Origin of the sequence: Olivibacter sitiensis DSM 17696 (genome assembly GCF_000427965.1) — a bacterium.
Classification (GTDB): Bacteria; Bacteroidota; Bacteroidia; order Sphingobacteriales; family Sphingobacteriaceae; genus Olivibacter; species Olivibacter sitiensis.
The window spans coordinates 1-5,737 of record NZ_ATZA01000087.1 but is presented as its reverse complement, the minus strand read 5'-3'; the positions used below and the strand labels follow the sequence as shown (position 1 = coordinate 5,737).

Annotated in this window: 3 protein-coding genes and 1 pseudogene; all 4 read right to left on the bottom strand. The window is 36.8% G+C overall.

Translation table 11 applies throughout. The features are described 5' to 3' along the window. Positions 1-272 precede the first annotated feature (272 nt). The gene (locus A37S_RS25805) at positions 273-1,187 is read right to left on the bottom strand and encodes a hypothetical protein (protein WP_051293396.1); all 915 of its coding nucleotides are present in this window, start codon (positions 1,185-1,187) and stop codon (positions 273-275) included. Beyond that, positions 1,184-2,197, bottom strand: a complete 1,014-nt coding sequence (locus tag A37S_RS0122215; protein ID WP_028298845.1) for a PDDEXK nuclease domain-containing protein — start codon at positions 2,195-2,197, stop codon at positions 1,184-1,186. Before A37S_RS0122215 ends, A37S_RS25805 begins: the two co-directional genes overlap by 4 nt. Next, positions 2,197-5,382 (bottom strand): helicase-related protein, encoded by a 3,186-nt coding sequence (locus tag A37S_RS0122210; RefSeq protein WP_211229845.1) that lies wholly within the window; start codon positions 5,380-5,382, stop codon positions 2,197-2,199. Before A37S_RS0122210 ends, A37S_RS0122215 begins: the two co-directional genes overlap by 1 nt. A 93-nt stretch (positions 5,383-5,475) precedes the next feature. Next, positions 5,476-5,737 (bottom strand): annotated as a pseudogene (locus A37S_RS27640) (IS982 family transposase); the annotation flags it as partial.

The following is a 5,737-nucleotide window of genomic DNA, read 5'->3' as shown; positions in this document are numbered from 1 at the left end:
AAGTTCACATCGAACTTCTCCTTTGATAAATCTATTCCATATACTTGCATAAACTTTACGTTTTATGCTCCGTATTGAGTGGCTAACATCGTGATAATGGGTTCTGCCCTAAATACTCTCTGGCTTTGACTCAATGAATCTGCTGTCCTTAATATGAAGCTTGGGTTCTACCCATGGTTTAAATAAAGTTAGGGCAGCAGATGGAGCTTTTTATCCAAAGATATACCTCACGATTTATTCTCATTGCTTGTCTTTATTCTTTAGAGTTCAAACTAACGATGGTTCAATCTATTAAAAAACAGAGGCACTAATTCCCTAGCATAAAAGTCATCTTTATACTCAGTGTTCTGAAACAAATCGTATAAATAATCAGGGTTTCCTTCACCCCATTTTTTAGCTTTTCTCACAGAAAGCCACCCTTTCTTTTGAATAAAGTATAAAAATACGATACGTCCCATCATTCTTTTACAAAAATCACGGGCTTGTTTCTCATCTTTTCCGAATAAAGCAGTTAACTGCCAATCCGGTTTGTGGATAACTTGCTCCACATATTTGCTGCCCTTTTTTGCATATCGTTTACCTGTAAGGAATTGAACAAAGTCTTCGTAAATCTCTTTGTAGCTCTTGAAAAAATCCTTACTTAGTTTCTCTACCGAGAAAGCCCATTCAAAATCTTCTAAGTTTAGGTATTGGTATAGATTATCTTGCTGTTTTTGTATCAGTTTATGAAATCTATTGGCAGCAGTAAGTGCTTTTTCACCTTTACCAAATAGGTACGTATATCGCTTAGGAGCAGTTTGCTTATCTTCAATGGTATTGGTTTCCTTATTCTTGATTTTACGCTTGCTGATATAACTGAAACGCCATTTGTCACCTTGTACAAATACTACCATTGCACCAGCTACCTGCTTGGTAATATCTTTCAGTAAGTTTCGGAGTGCTACACGGTTGCGGGAAAGGTTTACTTTTTCATTGACCTCAATCTCAAAAATCCCGATTTTGGTGTATTCATTGATTTCGTAGTTACCCAAACTGAGGCATTGCTTGCTGATGGTCTTATCAGATAAAGCAATCGTTCTATCTTCTGCATTCAGTTTGTTGTTGGTAAACTGCGTTTGCAGAAAGTTTTTCCAGACTTTCCTATCGTATGGGCTTTCGAGAATATGTCTTATTTCTGATACTGTCATTGTTCAATGTCTTTATTATCCAGTTTTTCAATTTCTTTTTTCACCTCGTCAATCAATTGTTGCTCTGTTGGTAGGTACAGTTGGTATTTACTGGCGATGATGGTGTTATTATTTTCTGGTAAGGTGATTTTCACCATTGCATCATTTTTGTCGGTACAGAGCAAAATGCCTATGGTCGGGTTTTCATACGTTTGTTTTTCGTATCGGTCATAATAGTTTACATACATCTGCAACTGTCCTATGTCTTGATGAGTAAGTTTTTGGGTCTTGATTTCAATGACAACAAAGCTTTGCAACAAACGGTTGTAAAATACCAAATCCACAAAATACTCGTCGCCCTCGATATGTATTCTTTTTTGCCGTGCCACAAATGCAAAGCCATTACCTAATTCCAGGATAAAATCCTGCAAATGTGTAATGATTGCATTTTCCAAGTCCTTTTCATAATAGGAAGCTTCTCTCTTCAACCCCAAAAACTCTAACACCATAGGGTCTTTAATGATTTCTTTCGCTTCCGTTGGCAGTTTCTCCACTCTGGCTACCTCTAAAACGGATGCTACATCATTACTCATCAGCAAACGTTCAAATAACTGGCTGTTTATCTGTCGCTCCAATTGCCTTGCCGTCCAATTGTTTTTTTCCGCTTCCGCAAGATAAAACTCTCTTTTATCCTGATTTTCAATGCGTATCAGTGTTCTGTAATGTGTCCAGCTGAATTGTGAACGCAGTGCGTTCACAATCGGGAATGTACGATAAAACTGGCGAAACCAATTTAACTGCCGGTAGGAGAATGCACTCCCAAACTGAGGTTCCAACTCATTGGCGAGCGACTTAATCAGGTATTCTCCATAACCAGCACGTTCCTTACCATCTTGTTCTTCTTCAAAGATCACCTTCCCGATTTGCCAATACATCAGCACCCTTTCCGTATCAACAGACCGGATAGCCTTATCCCTTGCAGCAGCAATGATGGATTGGATTTGTTGTATGAGCTCTTTTTTTATTTCCATCACACAAATGTTTCTGATATAATTATTTTTGGCTGTATCGGTTCCAAATCGACTTTTTCCGGTCGCTTTACTTTTGACGTATATTTTCGTTCCAGACGGATAATCTCATTTTCCAGCTTTATCGGGTCGGTTTCATTCCGTAATTTATATACCTCATTGGTTAAATTGGTGTAAGTGCCATTCTTAAGCAAGGGCATCAAATTCTTACCTGCTTCTATGGCTTGTGGGGTTGAAATAATCTGATTGGCCAACCAGTTATTTAAATCGTTCAATGCCTTATTTGACCTTACATCCATTTTGTCTTCAACACTACCAATCATTTCAGGAGTCGTAATGTCACTTTCAAACTGTGTTACTATATGATTGATTTGCTGGTAATGTAATTCAGGTATCTCTTTTATACCTTCTTCGGAAAGAGGTGCCTCAAATACTTTTACAGCCTGCTCGAATGGCAGAGATTTCGAACTACCGTCCGAATAGCGGTATATATTTTTGTGTTCACCATTTTTCACAAAAGCAATGCTTTGTTGTTTGTCTGGAGCATTTCTGATACAACGAACTTTCAAAGGCATTTTGCGGATTGAGTTAAAATGCTCAGGATTCTGCTCCCTGAATTTTCTCAGCCATTCCAGATACTGTGTCCTTAAATCTTTGTCTTCCTCCTTCTCTTCAAACATCCTGAACTGGTCGATAATCTCTTCCAACGTATATATCTTGTTATCCTCTCCAAATGTGCTATGGCTACTTTGCAATTTAGCCAGCGATTTTTGACGAAGATTGATTCTGTTGTCTCCCTGCTCCGAAGGATAGAAATTGTAATTGTAAATAAACTGTGCCTTAGTTCCGATACGATTGATACGACCTAAACGTTGGATTAATTTAGTAGGATTCCAAGGCGTGTCATAATTGACAATCACATTAGCCCTATGCAAGTTGATACCTTCTGCCAACACATCTGTAGTGAGGATAATGTCATAGTCATTCCTGAATGTACCCTCATAATTTGCATCGAAGTTTTCCCGAATGGCCTCGAACATTTTGCTTCTGTTGTCCGACGTAATGCTCAAAACTTTATAGGATGTTTCGTTAGAAAGCCGTTGGGTCAAATAAGTTAAAGTGTCAGCCGATTCCGTAAAGATAACCAGCTTACCCAATTCATTTTTCGCTGTGTTAAAATATTCGTCTTTCAGCAACCCAATGAAAACATTCCATTTCGGGTCTTTGCTTTCGTCAACTCGCTGCCAGTGCTCATTCAAATTAACTAAATGTTCATAATCCCGTCTCAGACCTTCAATAAATCCTGGTTTAAAATCGGATTGTTTAAACTTTTTGTTCTTTGGCTTATCGTCATCAATTTTCAGAATTTCCAATTCAATTTCTTCATCAGTATAGCCCTTGTTAAGCAAGTCTGTAATGTCTAGGTCTGGTGCAATAAAAACGCTATCCCGTTCGTACATTTCAATCATTTGCTTTGTCGAAGTAGTGATTTTGTTCAGCGATTTCTTGAACGCATAGAAACTGCTTTCCAAACGTTTAATCAACTGCGTCTGCATGATTGATGCCAATGAACGTGAAATAGTTTTCGCACTCTGGTATAGCCCATCGTTTGCTTCATCTGTTAAATAAGCAATTGCCTGATAACGAAAGAAGTCTATTTTGTTTCTATCAATAATACTATTTGCCGTATCCAAGAACAATTCAGCTAAATCATGTGTTAACTCATATTCATTAGCAAAAGGTTCTACTACAGTAGGAAAGATGATTCCCTGCTCTTTTAAATCCTTTGCATACCGCTCATTTTTATTTAAGTCGGTACGAGTTCTGCGGATGGTTATATCTTTTATTACCTTGTCTCTTATGTCATTGAAAATTTCCTGAATACCTTGTAAATCAAGTGGTGTTTGTTGTATCAACTGTTTGTACCGAACAATATGAGGATAAAAGAATTTTTGGAGATTCGGTTCATTCAAATTGCTGTTCCTTACATCCTGAAATAAAGAAATCAGATAATAGATGTCTTCAGGTCTGTTATTTAAGGGTGTAGCTGAAATCAGTACTATTTTCTTTTCAAACCCTTCAATATTTCCAATATTTTCTCTGCCAGATTTACAAATGATTTGAAGATTTTGGAATTGGCGACTACTATGATTTCTGAATTTGTGGGCTTCATCCACCAACACTAAATCGTACTTTTCTTTGTATTTTAATGGGTCAACTTCATTGATGATTTTGTCCAGACTTCCATTAGAAACAAAATCACATTTCTCATCAATTCTGAATTCCTTAAAAGTACTCTTCCAGTTTTTTTCTAATGCAGGAGGATATACAATGAGGATTTTGGTTTTTGCCCCATTGTTGATAATAAATTTCTTAGCCAGTAAAGCAGCCATAACGGTTTTTCCTGTCCCCACCACATCAGCTAGGAAAAAACCATTGTGTTTTAATAGCAATTCATATCCCTGATTAACTGCATCAATCTGATAACTCAATTTCTTGAACTTTTTTAAAGGAATATCACTGATGCTGTCAGGGTCATACTCTATGTTTTTCCCGAAAAATTCTATTAGAAATTTTACGTATAGTTCGAAAGGTGTTGGATTTACATCCAAATAGGTTTTTTTAATCAAAGTGGGGGCATCTACCGGTAATATTGGAGTACTTTGAGACCAAAGCATTTCAAATTCCGTATCTGCAAATTTTACATTTTCATAATCCCTCAGCTCTACATTCATTTCATAGTTGTGCTCAACATTCTCCAAACCTAAACCTTGTGCTGAAAGATTGGAAGATCCCATTATTACTGTTCCATTTGGGTTGTGTTCATTAAAATTTGGAGATAGAAAGATGTAAAACTTCGAATGAAGTTTTTTAGAATTATGTGCTCTAATTTCTATTCTGTTATCTGCGATATCGTTGATAAGTTGTAAAATGCCCTCTTCTATTTCCTGACTATATTTTGCATTGATAATATCCTCTTGTACTGATTCAATAAATGATTGTTTGGTGTCTTTTGCATTCGCATTAAAAAGCAAACCTTGTTTTTGAGCGAGAGCAATAAAGGGATCCACATTAATACCCGCGATAATCTTAACTTTTAATGTTTCAGGAAAATGTTTACGAATGACAAAATATCCTGATGCCCTAAAGTAGCCAATAACAGACTTGAAATATTCAATGTTTTGCATATACTCAAATACTCCCACAAATTTTTTGTAGAGTGTATTGGAGCTTTGATTTGTAAAAAAATTAGACGCCATTTAATTAATTCAAGTTGCTAGTTATATAATCTTGTTCAATGTAAAAGCGAAGATGAACAGGGATATTTTAAGAATCCATCCCCTAAATGTTACGGCATGGATTTTTCTAAGAAACAGCCCCTTTATCTCACTGATGGTCGTCTCCACCCTTTTTCTCATATACTCTTTTATGAATGCCGCGCTTGCACTGTCCTTCCTTTTGCTGTTTGCCTTTCGGTGCACTTTAAGGGCAATCTGATCGTTCTCCAGCAGATCGTCCTCTATTTGGTAGTTGGTATAGGCT

Excerpts from the sequence above, each read along its gene's own strand:
- A37S_RS25805 (WP_051293396.1), bottom strand. The coding sequence starts at position 1,187 with ATGACAGTATCAGAAATAAGACATATTCTCGAAAGCCCATACGATAGG.
- A37S_RS0122215 (WP_028298845.1), bottom strand. The coding sequence starts at position 2,197 with ATGGAAATAAAAAAAGAGCTCATACAACAAATCCAATCCATCATTGCT.
- A37S_RS0122210 (WP_211229845.1), bottom strand. The coding sequence starts at position 5,382 with ATGCAAAACATTGAATATTTCAAGTCTGTTATTGGCTACTTTAGGGCA.